Raw genomic sequence first — 14,759 nt, 5'->3', positions numbered from 1 at the left:
CTAGCAGACTTTTACATGGAGCTATGTATGGAACCAGCGATCCTGGTCGAGAAAGACGGTCCGGTGGCGCGGTTGATCCTCAACCGCCCCGAAAAGCACAATGCGCTGAAGTTCGACGACCTAGACACGCTGGTCGAGGCGCTCCACGAAGCGGAGGCCGACGACGACGTCAAAGTCATCATCCTAAAGGGCCGGGGACCGTCATTCTGCTCCGGACACGATTACAACGACGCCGTGCGCTCATACGGACTAGAAGCGGCCGAACCCGGTGTGAAACCGCGCCGGCCCAGTCAGCGCTCACGATTGCTTCGCGATCGTAAGCTCGGCGAGAATTACATGGCGTTTCAGTACTCGCTAAAGCCGGTGATTGCGCAGGTACAGGGATGGTGCACGGGCGCCGGGCTCTACCTGGTGGAATTGGTGGATCTGGCGATCGCTGCGGACGACGCACGCTTCAGCCATTCGGAGCAACGCCTGGGACTCGCCGGCAATACGTGGCACCTGAATACGCAGATCATGACCTATGGTCCGAAGAAAGCGCGCGAACTGCTGCTGCTCGGCGACAACTTCGACGGTCCCGATGCCGAACGCCTCGGCCTCGTGAATCAGAGCGTGCCGCAGGATCAGCTCGAAGCCACCGTCGAAGAATGGGCGCGCCGCGTCGCCCAGCATCCGCGCGACGCACTCGTTACTGGAAAGGCGATGTTCCAGATGGCGCTCGACAGTCTCGGTGGCTCGCAGCAGTTCTATCGTGGCTACGTCGGGCACACACTCGGCACCAATCTTCGTCTCGAAGAAGACGAATACAACTTTTTGCGTGAGCGACGCGACAAGGGCACCACTGCGGCCTTCAAGGAGCGCAACAAGGTGTTCGATTGATTCGTCGAAGGTTTGCAAACATCAGCGGCACCGTGACTGAGCGCCGGTCGCACGCACAATAGAGGAGACGAGAGCATGGATCTACATGTCACGGAAACGAGCAAGGAAGACGGCGTCGCGATCGTGCGCCTCAGCCGCCCGGGTCGAGGAAACTCCTGGACAAAACGCATGAATGAGGAATATCGCTGGCTGATGGCGAGTCACGACGCAGACCCGGAGGTGCGTGTCATCGTGGTGACGGGGGCAGGACGGCAATTTTGTGTCGGCGCCGATTTCAAGGCGCTCGATCACTATGTCGATGCGAAACAGGATTATGTGGAAAGTACTAATGCGCAAGTATTGCCGCAACCCGGGCATGGTGTGCGTGAAGAATTCGACCACGAGATGGTCTGGCACTGGGGTTTGCAAAAGCCCGTGATCGCGGCGATCAATGGTGCCTGCGCGGGCATCGCGGTTGCGCTCGCGTCATTCTGCGACCTGCGCTACGCCGTAAGGAATGTCAAACTCACAACCTCCACGCCGCGGTTGGGGTTGCCAGCGGAGTATGGCCTCGCGTGGATTCTCCCGCGTATCGTCGGGCTCACTCATGCGATGGACATTCTCATCTCGGGTCGCGTGCTGACGGCGGAGGAGGCTGATCGGATGGGCTGGCTAAATGGCCTGTTTGATGCGGAGACATTCGATGCACAGGTCATGCAGATTGCGAAAAACCTCGCGAAATCTACCTCGCCGATTGCCGTGAAGACCGCAAAACGACAGGTCTACGCAGAAATATTGAGCGCGGATGTTGGTGCAGCCGTGGAAAATTCAAAGCGACTGATTGGAGAGTTGATGAAATTTCCCGACTACCTCGAAGGGGTTAAGTCAGTGCAGGAAAAGCGGTTACCGGAGTTCGCGCCGCTGGCCTCGCGCTCCGCCCCCTGAGCGGAGGCGACGTCGTGCAAGCGGCGATACATTTGACGATCAATTTGCCAGCTCCAAGAGAGCTGGTGGAGGAGGGGCAGAATGCAAGGTGAAATCACGCTACACGAGTCATATTGGCCTGCGGACCGCTCGTTTGCACTGTGGGAGAAAACGCTTGGTGATGTGCTCCGAAGCGGTGCACAGCAAGTGCCCGACCGGACCGCATTCGTCGAGGGTAATGCGGCTACGAAATGCACGCGGCGTTGGACCTACCGGGAACTGCTGGTTGATGCGGAACGGGTCGCACGTGCGCTTTTGACGCGTTTCTCGCCAGGTGACAGGGTTGCCGTCTGGTCGCCAAATTCGGCGGAGTGGGTCTTGCTGCAGCATGGCGCCAGCCTCGCGGGTCTCGTGCTGGTGACTGTTAATCCTGCCTATCTGGCTGACGAGGTCAGGCACGTACTGGGCAGTGCCAGGGCGGCTGGCGTTTTCTTTACAGAAGCGTACCGCAATACGAATCAGCGCCAGGTAATCGAAGCGATTGCGCCGGGACTACCCCATCTGCGCGAGATGGTCTGCTTCGCTGACTGGGAGGCTTTCTGTGCCGCCGGCGATGCGGGCGCAGATCTACCGCACGTGCAACCTTCCGCCATGGTGCAAATCCAGTTCACCTCGGGGACCACGGGGTTCCCCAAGGGCGCGTGTCTGCATCATCGTGGTCTGGTCAATGCCTCGCGTTTCGCGTCGCTCCGCGCTGATTTTCCGGAGGGCGGCGTATGGGTCAGTGCAATGCCGCTCTTTCATGTAGGCGGATGTGCGGGCAGTCAGTTGGGCGCTTTCACACGGCTTGGCACCTTCGTGATGTTGACCCACTTCGATGCGGCGTACATGCTCGAACTGATTGCCCGTGAACGCGGCAATCACATTCATGCGGTGCCGACGATGGTGATCGGACTGATGGAGCACCCGAGCCGGCCGAGCCTGGATCTCTCCAGCCTGAAGGTCATCATGAGCGGCGGCACACCGGTTCCCGCGCCGCTTGTGGTGAAGGTTATGAAAACATTCGACTGTCGCTTCACGATCACGTTCGGTCAGACGGAACTGAACGGTGTCATCTGCCAGACGTTTCCAAATGATGCACCGGAACGTCAGGCTGAAACCATCGGCCGGCCAGCGCCGCAGATGGAAGTAAAAATCGCTGATCCGCAGACGGGGGAGACGTTGCCGATTGGCCAGAACGGCGAGATTTGGGCCCGCGGCTACCAAACCATGCTCGGCTATTTCGACTTGCAGGAAGCGTCAAGAAGCACGCTGCGCGTTGATGGCTGGCTGCGCACCGGTGACCAGGCGTGTATGGATGAACGCGGTTACCTGCGTATCACAGGCCGGTTGAAAGACTCGATCATTCGCGGTGGGGAGAACATCTATCCCCGCGAGATTGAAGATGTGCTCTGGACTCATGACTCTATCGCGCAAATCGCGGTAGTCGGTGCGCCGGATGCAAAGTGGGGTGAAATCGTTGCGGCGGTTGTCCGTTTCAAGCTCGGCTCTCCGAGACCGGGAGCCGACGAGCTGCACTCATTCTGCCGTGCGCGGCTTGCTGCATACAAAACACCCGCGCTCTGGTTTTTCGTCGATGAGTTTCCGGCTACCTCGTCCGGGAAGATTCAGAAATACAAACTGCGCGAGCAGATCGCTGCCGGCGTATTGGTCAGTGAACCCCCTATCGTGTCGCATACGGGGTCAGCTCCGCGTGCGTCAGCGGTGTAATTCATAGTCAAACAGTCGACTCCATGAAAATCGTCCGAACCGTGCACGAACTGCGCGACCAGTTGCGCGGGCAAAATCGTACCGCCTTCATCCCGACCATGGGCAGTTTGCATGAGGGCCATCTCTCGCTGATGCGCCTCGCGCGCCAGCACGGCGATCCGGTGGTGGCGAGCATCTTTGTCAATCGCTTGCAGTTTGGCCCGAATGAAGATTTTGATAAATATCCGCGCACGCTCGAAGCCGACATCGACAAACTGCCGAATGAAGGCGTCTACGTGCTGTTCGCGCCGACGGAACGGGATTTGTACCCGGAGCCGCAGGAGTACCGTGTGCATCCGCCGCACGGCCTGGGAGACATTCTCGAAGGCGAATTCCGGCCGGGATTTTTCCAAGGCGTCTGCACGGTGGTGATGAAGCTGATGTCCTGCGTGCAGCCGCGCGTCGCGGTGTTCGGCAAGAAGGATTACCAACAGTTGATGATCGTGCGCAGCATGTGCCACCAGTTCGCGCTGCCGACCGACATCATCGCAGCGGAAACTGTGCGTGACACCGACGGTCTCGCGCTTAGCTCGCGCAACCGCTTTCTGCAAACGGCCGAGCGTGCCGAAGCTCCGAAACTGGCCGCCGAGCTCAATCGCGTGCGCGATGCGGTGCTGGCCGGTGAGCGCGATTTCGCGAAACTTGAAGAGACAGCGAAGGCGGCGCTCGCCGCACGTGGTTGGCAACCCGACTACGTCGCCGTGCGCAAGCGTCAAAATCTGCTGCCGCCGGCCGCGCAGGACAATGACTCGCCGCTAGTCGTGCTCGCAGCGGCCAAATTGGGTGCGACACGGCTCATCAACAATCTCGAAATCTGAAGCGCCCTCGGCTCGGAGGACTATCGACGATCGCGCCTAGCGTCGCCGTCACCGCAGCGATGCACATTTGTGTCGGTTCTTTCCCGTCCGCAGGCCTGCATTTGCGTCTCGCCACGGTGCGGATTCGTGACCTGCACTGAACTCACTCAATTCACTCGCCGACGCGGCCGCTAACGCGAGCAGAAGTGTGCGACGCCGCGAACAATCGGGAAAACTCGCGAAAACACCTACATACTACAAATTAATAATTAAAGTATCGTTATAAGTAGCACGAAGTGAAAGACGGCGGAATGAAATCGACCCTTCACTCGGCTAAGTTGCTGGCAATGCAGATGAGTGAGTTGTGATTGGTCGAGCCGCTACGCCAGGATGAATTCGCGGTGCTTTTGAGCGGTTCGATCGATCAGCGCCCGCTGGCGCTGCCGTCGGATAATAAATGTGCCGCGAGGCTATGCTGGAGACGATATGGATATGCATACAAAACCAATGATCGCGTCTGACGGAGAGGGACAGGAAAATCTCGTTCCCATCAGCAGACCAAAAGGCCATAACCTGAGATGGGGAATCGTAGCAATCCTAACTATTCTGATGTTGACCAATTACCTCGACCGCGGAAATCTCGCGGTTGCCGCGCCGCTGATCATGCGCGATCTGCATATCAGCAACACAATGATGGGCGTCATCCTGTCAGCGTTCTTCTGGCCTTACGCATTGATGAGCTTACCTGTCGGGTGGGCCACAGACCGCTTTGGCGCGAAGGTATTGATGGCGTTCGCTGCCGGCGCGTGGTCGATCGTCGCGATTCTTACTGGATTTGCCAAATCCGTGCAGACATTCATATTTTTGCGGCTGGCACTTGGCGTAACCGAGGCACCTCTCTTTCCCGCGAGCCTCAAGGCGACCGACGCATGGTTTCCTGACCACGAGAAAGCCGCCGCGTCGAGCATTTACCTCTCTGCCTCCCAGTTCGGGCTCGCAATCGTGCCGCCTTTGTCTACTTTCCTGATGATGGAATATGGCTGGCCAGGTATGTTCATGATCATGGGTGCGTTGGGAGCAATCGGCCTGCTGGGATGGCTGGTTCTGTATCACGACCCCAAGGATCATCCGTGGTTGAGCAAACAGGAACTGGCCTACATCAGGGCAGGACGGTTGCACTCCGCTAACGAGGCTAAACAAGGCAGCGAGCCAGTGGTCGCAAGCCCATGGCTTTCGCTCTTTCGATACCGCACGACGTGGGTCATGCTGATCTGCGCCTTTTCCTTCCAGTATGTTCTGTGGTTCTACATTTCGTGGCTGCCCACTTATCTTCAGAAAGGCCAGGGTATTACGATCGGCCGCGCGGGAATATTGGCGTCCATTCCCTATATCGCTGGTGGGATTGCAGTGTTGCTGGGCGGCCGGCTTTCGGACATGCTAGTTCGTCGCGGATATCACCCATTCACTGCCCGGCGAACGATGATGGCGATCTCGGCTGTGCTGACAGGACTCGCCATGTTCGGCACGGCTTATTGCACGACGCCAACAACTGCAATCGTCATGCTCACCGCCGGGATGTTTGCCTACAGCCTTTCTACCGCGAATTACGGAACGCTCGCCGCGGAAGCAGTGACCACCGGGCGCATGGTTGCGTCGCTCGCAGGCATACAAAACTTCGGCGGGTTTTTAGGGGCGGCCTGCGCGCCATTGGTGACAGGCATTGTTGTGGACCGACTGGGGGGCTTCTTCGTGGCCTTGGTCTTGACGGGTTGCCTGGCGATGTTTTCGGCTGTGATGTACGCGCTGGTCCTGAGAAAGCAGCTACCAGTTTAGTTCGATGCCAGGGCGGTAAGAAGGAATCATCTGACGAGCGGCCGCCATCGGCGTGGCAGTCGCTTGACGCCGCTTTCGGGTCTGCAACCTATTCAACGCAGGCTCTCTAGGCAGCGGCTCCGCTATCCACAAGCAATGCCGCTTTTAGCCTGGCGATCTGGTCCCGGCTTACGCCGCATGCATCCCGGAGATATCCAGCGATCGAGCCGTATGACTCGTCGATCTGATCGAGCGCGGCTTGCAAATAGCTTCGGTCGACACCGAGGATCGTGTGAACCACTTCTTCCGCCGGCATGACACTGATCTGCGAGGCGATCAGCGTTCTGACCTCGTCGAACGTGGCCTGCGCAAAGCCGAACTTCGAAGTGAGCAGATAGTCCGCAAAGATCGTTCCGATCGGGACGTCGAGCGCGGAGAGCAGAACTGCGATTACAAATCCAGTGCGGTCTTTTCCGGCTGTGCAGTGAATCACCATCGGAAGCGCGGGAACTGTCATTCGATCGAAAAGCTGGCGCAAGTGTGGTGCGAATGCTGATGGGAACGACCGGTAGATGGACTCCATGACCTCGCGAGCGCCGGCTGCCGTTGGCTTTGCAATCAGTGGCTCGAACACGGATTTCCGAGCCCGGATATCCGCAGCGACCGGGAGATGAACGTAGTGCCCTGTCCAATCAGGAGGCATCCGGTTCGGGTTTCGAAGGCTTTCAGCTTTGCTGCGAAGATCGTACACAGAGTGGATCCCAAGCGCCCGCACGATGGCAATGTCGGCGAGCGAAAGGCAGGAGAGGCGCTCCGAACGGATACGCGGTTCGGCAACAGGGCAAGTCCTTCAGTTGTCCGAATACCGCCGACATCGCGGAAATTGGGTGCGCCTTGCAGCGCGATAAGATGGGGATTGAACATTGGATGGGATCGGAAAGAGCCGCCTGGCGCACGCGAAGCGTGACTACGACGGCATTCGGAGAAAGGCTTGGCAGGGGTGCCAATCTGCGGCGAGCAGGCGCTCAGGCAGTAGATTCGCTGGATGCATCGGGAGCGACAAAATTCGTGGAGAGAGAAAGCTCACTCCATTTATCAAGCTCGGCACGAACGAAATTGGCTTTGTCGCTGACCTGTTCGAGAGCGTCGCGTCCCAGTGGCAGGCGTAGCGGCGGATCTTCGATGTCAACAAGGCGCGTAAGCACGGCGCCGAGCAAGGCTGGGTCACCTGGTTGTGTGCCATGCCGCGTGGAGAGGTAGTCGCGGGTCGCGCCGCTGGTCGAGGCGTAATCTTCGATCATGGTCTGCGATCGGGCAAGAGAGCCGCCGGCAAAGTCACTTCTAAAGCCCCCGGGTTCGATCATCGTTACCTTGATACCCAATGGCCCGACTTCCTTCGCCAACGACTCCGAGAAACCCTCAACCGCGAACTTGCTGGCGCTGTAGAACGCAAAACCAGGTGCACCGACAAAGCCGACCAGAGAAGAAAGATTGATGATGTGACCACGTCGGCGGCGGCGCATGCCTGCCAGTGCCGCTCGCGTAACTTCGACGAGCCCGAAGAAATTAACCTCGAACATGGGTCGGTACTCATGCGAATCGATTTCCTCCGCAGCGCCGACGAGACCGTAACCTGCATTGTTCACCACGACATCAATGCCGCCGAATTCTTCTTCGGCTTGCTGAACCGCTTCATGGACGGCTTTGCTATCGGTCACATCCAGATGGCGGGATAAGCAACGAGTGCCGAATTGCTCGCTCAGGGCACTCTTGCCATCGGCGGCGAATACCGTGGCCACCACCCGATCGCCTTTTTCCAAAGCCGCCTCGGCGATTGCATAGCCAAGTCCTTTGTCGCAACCAGTAATAAACCATAGACGCTGCGAAGTTGGGAACATTCAAGTCTCCTTGTTACCGGGCTGCATTGTCGCTACAACCCGATATCTGATCACACGATTTTGATGGTGACTGCCTTGACCTCGAGAAAGCTCTCAAGATGCTGGACGCCCGACTCGCGCCCTTGGCCGCTCATTTTGTAACCCCCGAATGGAACGGCAGGGTCGAGATTCGTATAGCAGTTGACCCATACTGAGCCGGCAGCAAGGGCGCGAGCAGTCCGATGAGCATTGTTTATGTTGTTCGTCCAGATGCCGGCGGCTAACCCGTAAGCGGATTGATTGGCGCGGGCGATCACCTCGTCGATGTCCGTAAAGCGAATCGCCGATACCACCGGCCCGAAAATCTCTTCACGAGCGATGGTCATGTCGTCTTTCACGTCGGCAAATACTGTTGGCTGCACGAAGTATCCGTTATTCAGCGCAGGATTCGCATGGCGCTCGCCGCCCACCAGCAGCCGTGCGCCTTCGCGGACTCCGCTTTGCATATAACCGAGCACGCGTTGCATTTGCCGATCGGAAATGAGCGGGCCGATTTCGGTTTGCGGATCGAGGCTGTCGCCAACCCTCAGCTTTTTTCCGTGGGCTGCGACCCGGTTGACGAACTCTTCATAAATACCGTCTTGCACAAAAAGCCGGGTTCCTGCCGCACACGACTGACCCGAGTTCGCGAAGACCGCCATCGCCGCGCCGGGCACGGCGGCTTCGAGATCGGCGTCATTGAAAATGATATTGGGCGACTTTCCGCCTAACTCGAGCGAAAGCCGTTTGAGATTGCCAGCGGAGGCTCGCACGATTGCTTGTCCTGTAGCCGTGGATCCAGTGAACGTGATCTTGTCGACGTCCGGATGGTCCGCGAGCGCGGCGCCCGCGGCCACGCCTCCCGGCACGATATTCACGACACCGTCGGGAAGGCCTGCTTGCTGGAGTAGCTCCCCGAAGCGAAGGGCGGTGAGGGCTGCCTCGGTAGAAGGCTTCAGGACGATCGTGCAGCCGGTGGCAAGCGCAGGCGCGATTTTCCAGATCGCCATGTCGAGCGGCGCGTTCCAAGCGAAGATGCCACCGACTACGCCGACAGGTTCTCTTAGCGTGTAGCTGAATGCGTCGCCAGGGATCGAATTTTCAATCGTTTCGCCGTGAATCGATACCGCGAGGCTCGCGTAATAGCGAAGCAGTCCAACGTGACGCCGGCGCCTGCCAACAGTCCGACTGATGGGACCGCCATAGTCGAGGGATTCAAGTTTGGCCAACTCGTCATAGTTGTGATCGAGCAAGTCGGCCAGTTTCAGCAGTATTTGTTGCCGGTCGAATGGCTTGAACTTTCGCCACGGCCCCTCGAACGCTTTACGGGCCGCCCGCACGGCGTGCTGGATATCTTCCGGGCCAGCTTCCGCTACCACTGCCAGTGCTGATCCCGTGGAGGGGTCAATACTGACGAACGTTTTGCCGGACTCCGACACGACCCACTTGCCGTCGATCAGGAGAAGTTTAGGGTTACCGTCGAGGAAGGGGTGCGAGCGGTCAAAGGGTGTCTGTTGTTGCATGGTTCGGTCCGGTTGTCCAGGGCGGGAGATTGTTGAGGCAGACGGCAACCACCGCGTTTCAGGGGTGGGTCGTCACTCCTGCGGTCTCTCCGAGAAGCTGCCCAAGATCATAGGACGTGTTTGTAAATCCGGTACCTTTGAAGAAGGCCAGTTCACGATTTCCCTGATTGATCGATACCCCTCCAATAAGCGCGCGAGCGGCGTCCGCGTCTGATGTCGAACGTCGGCAGAGTGCGTTGAAAATTTGGGCGGTCAACTGTTTCAACCGGCGGTTCTGGCCAATCAGTTCGCTCAACCGGATCACGGCTTCTTGCGGTGCCGGCCCCGGTTCGCGAAGCACATGTTGCACCTGCGCGCGCAGCGCCTCATCGTTCGGAAGATCGCCGGAGGCATCGAGCATGCGACTGACTAGCGCACGGTATTCTGCATTTTCGACGACCTCATAACGGTATTGATGTTCATGGGTTTGCATAAGCCAGTCGAGGGTCATGACAATGAAAGCCGCCTGTTCACGCGCGAACGTTGCGTCTTCGTTGATCTCGGGAATGATCGTCTCTTCCATTCGAAGCTTCATCGACTGGAGTTGCTGGGCAACGGTCGGGTTCATAATTATTTCTCCACTACAAGGCGATTGAGCTCGCCGATGTCAAATCCGCCTTTGCCGGCAATTAAATTGTACATAACGTCAAGCTGTGTCAAGCGCGCGTCTGCGTTCCGAATTGCTGTTGCGTAAAGCGCCACCGCAGACCAGTAAATTGCAAACACAAGATAGTAGTGAAGACGCGTGCTGTCGACTTTCAGCCCGGAGACTCGTTCGTATTCAGCGATGAACGCTTCGGTGTCCATTAACCCGGAGTTCAGAAATTTTCCGTCGGGGCCGTCGTGTCCCCACGCGCGGAGCATGGTGTAGCCAAGATCGCAGTGCCGGTCTCCCAGCGAACACAGCTCCCAGTCAAGGACGCCCGTGATTTCTCCGGTCTCCGGGGCATAAAGAAAATTGCCGTTACGGAAATCCCCGTGCAGAAGTGACACACGGTCGACGATAGGCCGATTGGCCCAAAGCCAGTCTCTCGCCAGAAGCATCGTGGGGTGCTCTTCAATCTTGTCCTCTTCCCACACCCGGTCCCAGAAAGCGAGCCGCCAATCAATCGCATCTGTGGTGCCTGGACGCGGTTTGTCGAAGTGATCAAGATTGCACGTCTCCCAGTCGAACGCGTGCAAGGTAGCTTCGTAACGAACGAATTGAGGTGCGAGGAGCTTGCGCAATGGTTCGCCGTAGCGCGTTCCCATGCCCGTTGCTTTAACGACCGCAGAAGGAGGCGCCTGGATTCCCGGCACAAAACCGCAGATCAAGGCCGGAGCACCGAAGTGTGCGTGGTCCGCTGCCACCCAATAGGGCTTGGCAGTCGGCAGGACGCCGAACACCGCCTGCATCATCTGAAATTCGCGTGGGACATGCGTTTCGCAGCAGGCGCCGAGCGCCTTAATTCGAAGAACCAGGGTCTCAGAAAGATCGGCGCGAACGAGGTTGAATCGATAAGACTCGTTAGCGCCGCCTCCGGACATGCGTTTGAGGTTCTGAACGGCGAAATGGTGTTCTATGTTGTCGCCAAGAAATTTCTCCAACTGAGCCTGTATTTCTTTGAGGCTAACCTGTCCTGGCGAGACCGCGGCGCTTTCGCGCCGACGGAGTCTTTCGGAAAGCAATTCTTCGAGACTACGTTCAATGCGGCGAGAGGCCTCCGCAGACACGATTCCAGTGTCGGTACTATTCTCTGTGTGCTTCATGGTTGCGAGATTCATTCGTATTTTCCCTACGTTAGGACCGTTTGAGTCACTAATGCCGCGTGAGTGCACCAGCAAAAGATTGATACCGGGTCGATGAAACCGGGCAAAATGCGACGTGGCATTACCGAAGCGAATTTGCAACCGACTTCCAGGTCGTCGCTGACGAATTTGATTCACCCAAAGCTTTCTGATGGATTTTCTCTGCCAAGGAGCAAGGGCCTAAAGTCCGTATCAACGTATCCGCCGTATTTGCTACTTTATCTAGAACATATTGATCATTCGTGTAGAATAAATGAAGGATATTCCGAGAATCGACGACATTCGATCGGGGTAAACGCCGACCTTAGCCAAATATGGTGACTAGCATCTTTCAATGGAGGTGGCAGCCGGCTACTTCTGGCTTTGGTGCAAATAGGTTCGGTGGATCGGTTAAAGTACTCAGCCCAATAATCTAGCGACCGGTGATGAGCAAGCTGAAGGGTTTAGAGCAGGCGTTCGAAGGACGACATTTTGATCGGGAAATCATCATCCTCTGCGTGCGCTGGTACCTTCGCTACAAGCTCAGTCTGCGTGATCTTGTCGAGATGATGACCGAGCGGGGTTTGTCGCTGGCACACACGACGATTATGCGCTGGGTGAAGCGTTTTACGCCGGAGTTCGTCAAGCGTTGGAATCGTTTTGGCATACCCACAGGGCGATCATGGCGTGTTGACGAAACCTACCTGAAGATTCGTGGCGGCGTTGTCAACTTGAGGGAAGTGAGCGATATGGCGGTCGTTGGACGATCTGTCAGAAAGCAGAGGACGGATCTTGGGTGAGTTCAGTGAATTCGCGCCAGGCGACGAATCGGGCAGCGAGTTGTTTGCGATAGAGTGAAGCGCACAGCAGATGTCGCTTGAGCGCGAAATGTTGCCGGATCGGCCCGAAGCAAGAGAGGAATTTCTGCGTGCATTTCGCGTCTCGAAAGCCGCGCATGCGACGCTCGCGTTCGCGTGTCGGTTGGTGGCTGTTCTCTGCCCGGTTGTTTAATCGGGCTGCCGCTTTGACGAACACGTGCTTCACCTTCGCAAGTTCCGAGATCTCGGCTTTTGCCGCCGGATAGCTGCGCAACTGATCGGTGACGATCTTGCGGGGCACCGGGTTCGAACGCAGCAAGCGCTTGAAGAAGCGTTTGGCGGCCGCCTTGTCGCGCCGCTTTTGTACCAGGATATCGAGTTCCGCGCCATGCTCGTCCACCGCACGCCATAGCAAATACGGCTCGCCACGCAGGGTGACGAACATCTCGTCAAGGTGCCACGTACTACCGGGCTTGCGTCGCGCGGCTTTCACCCGGTGAGCAAAGCCTTTACCGAACTTGTCGCACCAGCAACGGATCGTCTCGTAGGTCACGATCACCCCGCGCTCAAAAAGCAGTTCCTCGATGTCACGCAAGCTCAACTGAAAGCGAAAATACCAGCGCACCGCGCAACTGATGACCTCGGCTGGAAAACGGTGACCGTGATAGAGCGATTTCGATTTCTTCATCGCGACATCTTACGTGACCGACCCAACAACCTGACAATGCCATTATTACGAGTCTAATTCCGTTTTTGCCTGGATTATTGTGAATCAGAGCATTAATGCCAGCGCGTATCTGCTTGCCAGGATGACCCACGGCAAGGGCAAACTTGTTGATCCGAAAGCCCTTCCTCCGGCAAAACTCTACGCGGGCGTCTCACGATGCCTCTTTTTCAGCCCGCGATGCGACTTCCTCTGCCTCGAGTGCCATGACCATCTCGTCTGCGGCCAGTTTGAGTTCGGGTACGGAGCGACGTTTTGCTTCCGCAAGCGTGACTGCACGCGATGAAAACAAAACGTTCAGACTCGCGAGCCCTCAGAAGCAAACACTCCCGCTCCCTAATCTCAAATCCGCTTTCCGTCGACGTACGAATACCTTTCGTTAGCGTTACCTATTAAAAATATAGGGCGCTGTGTATACCCTCGGTGTCGAAATTGAAAAGTGCTTTGTCGCAATCGATTATTTTAAAAATTGGCGAACTTCTACTATTTGCTCCACGAACTCACCTCGTCACCAAGGAGCAAGTGGATGGAACTGAAGAATCTGATTCGAATCGAGAATGGCGAAAAAGTGAAGCACACATTCTCGGACGCCGAATACGCCGGCCGGCAAAGCAAGCTTCGAGAGCTAATGAGTCGCGAGAACATCGACGCGGTGTTGTTCACCTCGTATCACAACCTCAACTACTACGCCGACTTCCTGTATTGCTCGTTCGGGCGCAAGTACGGGCTCGTGGTCACGCAGAAGAAGGTCGTGTCGATCTCGGCGAACATCGATGGTGGTCAGCCATGGCGCCGCACAGTGGGCGACTACAACGTGGTCTACACCGACTGGCAGCGGGATAATTATTTCCGTGCAGTGCAGGGCGAGATTGATAACAAGGGCCGCGTGGGTATTGAGTTCGACCACGTACCGGTGGATGTGCTGGCTAAGCTGAAAGCGGCGCTGCCTGATGTCGAGTTTGTCGACATTGGCGCGCAGACCATGCGCCTGCGCATGATCAAGTCGGCCGAAGAAATCGCGGTGATTACCCACGGCGCGAACGTTTGTGATGTAGGCGGCGCCGCACTTGCTGCAGCGGTGCACGAAGGCGTGCCGGAACATGAAGTGGCGCTCGCGTCGACCCAGGCGATGGTGCGCGAGATCGCCCGCCGGTTTCCCGATTCGGAGTTGATGGATACGTGGACGTGGTTCCAGTCCGGTATCAATACCGACGGCGCTCATAATCCGGTCACCACGCGCAAGGTACAAAAGGGCGACATCCTGAGCCTGAACTGCTTCTCGATGATCGCGGGGTACTACACGGCGCTCGAGCGCACGATGTTCTTCGACCACTGCTCGGACGAACACCTGCGGCTCTGGAAGGTCAACGTCGAGGTGCACGAAGCGGGCCTCAAGTTGATCAAACCGGGCGCACGTTGCAGCGACATCGCGCATGAATTGAACAAGATCTACGACGAATACGGCCTGCTGCAATACCGCACGTTTGGGTACGGTCATTCGTTCGGGGTGCTGTCGCATTACTACGGCCGCGAAGCGGGGCTTGAGCTGCGCGAAGACATCGACACCATTCTGGAACCGAACATGGTGATCTCGATGGAGCCGATGATCATGCTGCCCGAGGGCATGCCGGGTGCGGGCGGGTATCGCGAGCATGACATCCTGGTGATCGGGGAGAAGGACGCCACCAACATCACTGGTTTCGCGTACGGCCCTGATAAGAACATCATCAAGGCTTAACTATCCCGAAGAAACCCTGCGGCGACAGCCGCAG

General features: G+C 57.4%; 12 protein-coding genes and 1 pseudogene. 7 read left to right on the top strand and 6 right to left on the bottom strand.

Annotation, left to right across the window (positions count from 1 at the left end; genetic code table 11):
* The first annotated feature begins 27 nt into the window (after window positions 1-27).
* The 5 genes from GSQ93_RS20150 (at window position 28) to GSQ93_RS20130 (ending at window position 6,221) form a co-directional block, all read left to right on the top strand.
* Window positions 28-879 carry an enoyl-CoA hydratase/isomerase family protein gene (locus GSQ93_RS20150; protein WP_158937401.1) on the top strand — a complete coding sequence of 284 codons (852 nt, stop codon included), beginning with the start codon at window positions 28-30 and terminating at the stop codon, window positions 877-879.
* Window positions 880-954: 75 nt separating this feature from the next.
* Window positions 955-1,803 (top strand): enoyl-CoA hydratase-related protein, encoded by an 849-nt coding sequence (locus GSQ93_RS20145; RefSeq protein ID WP_158937400.1) that lies wholly within the window; start codon window positions 955-957, stop codon window positions 1,801-1,803.
* 81 nt (window positions 1,804-1,884) lie between these two features.
* Window positions 1,885-3,552: an AMP-binding protein gene (locus GSQ93_RS20140; RefSeq protein ID WP_216857641.1), complete on the top strand. Its 1,668-nt coding sequence runs from the start codon at window positions 1,885-1,887 to the stop codon at window positions 3,550-3,552.
* A gap of 23 nt (window positions 3,553-3,575) precedes the next feature.
* Entirely contained in the window at window positions 3,576-4,409 is an 834-nt protein-coding gene (gene panC, locus GSQ93_RS20135; protein ID WP_158937399.1) for a pantoate--beta-alanine ligase, read from the top strand.
* A gap of 438 nt (window positions 4,410-4,847) precedes the next feature.
* Entirely contained in the window at window positions 4,848-6,221 is a 1,374-nt protein-coding gene (locus GSQ93_RS20130; RefSeq protein ID WP_158937398.1) for an MFS transporter, read from the top strand.
* Window positions 6,222-6,327: 106 nt separating this feature from the next.
* On the opposite strand, the gene GSQ93_RS20125 is transcribed toward GSQ93_RS20130, so the two are convergent.
* The 5 genes from GSQ93_RS20125 to GSQ93_RS20105 all read right to left on the bottom strand — a co-directional run bounded on the left by GSQ93_RS20125 (window position 6,328) and on the right by GSQ93_RS20105 (window position 11,442).
* A complete protein-coding gene (locus GSQ93_RS20125; protein ID WP_158937504.1) occupies window positions 6,328-7,023 on the bottom strand; it encodes a tyrosine-protein phosphatase in 696 nt (231 codons plus the stop codon).
* Window positions 7,024-7,225: 202 nt separating this feature from the next.
* On the bottom strand, window positions 7,226-8,098 hold the full coding sequence (locus GSQ93_RS20120) for an oxidoreductase (RefSeq protein WP_158937397.1): 873 nt from the start codon (window positions 8,096-8,098) through the stop codon (window positions 7,226-7,228).
* Between the two features lie 50 nt (window positions 8,099-8,148).
* Window positions 8,149-9,639, bottom strand: a complete 1,491-nt coding sequence (locus GSQ93_RS20115; RefSeq protein WP_158937396.1) for an aldehyde dehydrogenase family protein — start codon at window positions 9,637-9,639, stop codon at window positions 8,149-8,151.
* A 58-nt stretch (window positions 9,640-9,697) separates the two neighbouring features.
* On the bottom strand, window positions 9,698-10,246 hold the full coding sequence (locus tag GSQ93_RS20110) for a hypothetical protein (protein ID WP_158937395.1): 549 nt from the start codon (window positions 10,244-10,246) through the stop codon (window positions 9,698-9,700).
* Window positions 10,247-10,248: 2 nt separating this feature from the next.
* Window positions 10,249-11,442 carry a phosphotransferase family protein gene (locus tag GSQ93_RS20105; protein ID WP_158937394.1) on the bottom strand — a complete coding sequence of 398 codons (1,194 nt, stop codon included), beginning with the start codon at window positions 11,440-11,442 and terminating at the stop codon, window positions 10,249-10,251.
* A 449-nt stretch (window positions 11,443-11,891) separates the two neighbouring features.
* Here GSQ93_RS20105 and GSQ93_RS20100 point away from each other — a divergent pair.
* Window positions 11,892-12,164 (top strand): annotated as a pseudogene (locus GSQ93_RS20100) (IS6 family transposase); the annotation flags it as partial.
* Window positions 12,165-12,216: 52 nt separating this feature from the next.
* Here GSQ93_RS20100 and GSQ93_RS20095 read toward each other — a convergent pair.
* Window positions 12,217-12,951, bottom strand: coding sequence for an IS6 family transposase (locus tag GSQ93_RS20095; RefSeq protein ID WP_158937393.1), 735 nt, complete (start codon window positions 12,949-12,951; stop codon window positions 12,217-12,219).
* A gap of 562 nt (window positions 12,952-13,513) precedes the next feature.
* On the opposite strand from GSQ93_RS20095, the gene GSQ93_RS20090 reads away from it, so the two are divergent.
* Window positions 13,514-14,725, top strand: a complete 1,212-nt coding sequence (locus GSQ93_RS20090; RefSeq protein ID WP_158937392.1) for a M24 family metallopeptidase — start codon at window positions 13,514-13,516, stop codon at window positions 14,723-14,725.
* Window positions 14,726-14,759 lie beyond the last annotated feature (34 nt).

It is taken from the genome of Burkholderia sp. S171 (assembly GCF_009766085.1).
In the GTDB taxonomy this organism is placed as follows: domain Bacteria; phylum Pseudomonadota; class Gammaproteobacteria; order Burkholderiales; family Burkholderiaceae; genus Caballeronia.
This window is presented reverse-complemented; position numbering and strand designations above follow the sequence as displayed.